Source organism: Paenibacillus wulumuqiensis (assembly GCF_000971965.1).
In the GTDB taxonomy this organism is placed as follows: Bacteria; Bacillota; Bacilli; order Paenibacillales; family Paenibacillaceae; genus Saccharibacillus; species Saccharibacillus wulumuqiensis.
In genome coordinates, this window is sequence record NZ_LAQP01000041.1 from 1 (window position 1) to 501 (window position 501).

General features: G+C 57.3%; 1 rRNA gene. It reads left to right on the forward strand.

The window, feature by feature from the left end:
• Window positions 1-501, forward strand: a 16S ribosomal RNA gene (locus WH45_RS22630); the annotation flags it as partial.

Below are 501 nucleotides of genomic sequence, written 5' to 3' on the forward strand. Positions count from 1 at the left end.
TTAGCGGCGGACGGGTGAGTAACACGTAGGCAACCTGCCCCTCAGACTGGGATAACTACCGGAAACGGTAGCTAATACCGGATAATCGTTTTCTTCTCCTGAAGAGACCGGGAAAGACGGAGCAATCTGTCACTGAGGGATGGGCCTGCGGCGCATTAGCTAGTTGGTGGGGTAACGGCTCACCAAGGCGACGATGCGTAGCCGACCTGAGAGGGTGATCGGCCACACTGGGACTGAGACACGGCCCAGACTCCTACGGGAGGCAGCAGTAGGGAATCTTCCGCAATGGACGAAAGTCTGACGGAGCAACGCCGCGTGAGTGATGAAGGTTTTCGGATCGTAAAGCTCTGTTGCCAGGGAAGAACGTCGGGTAGAGTAACTGCTATCCGAGTGACGGTACCTGAGAAGAAAGCCCCGGCTAACTACGTGCCAGCAGCCGCGGTAATACGTAGGGGGCAAGCGTTGTCCGGAATTATTGGGCGTAAAGCGCGCGCAGGCGGT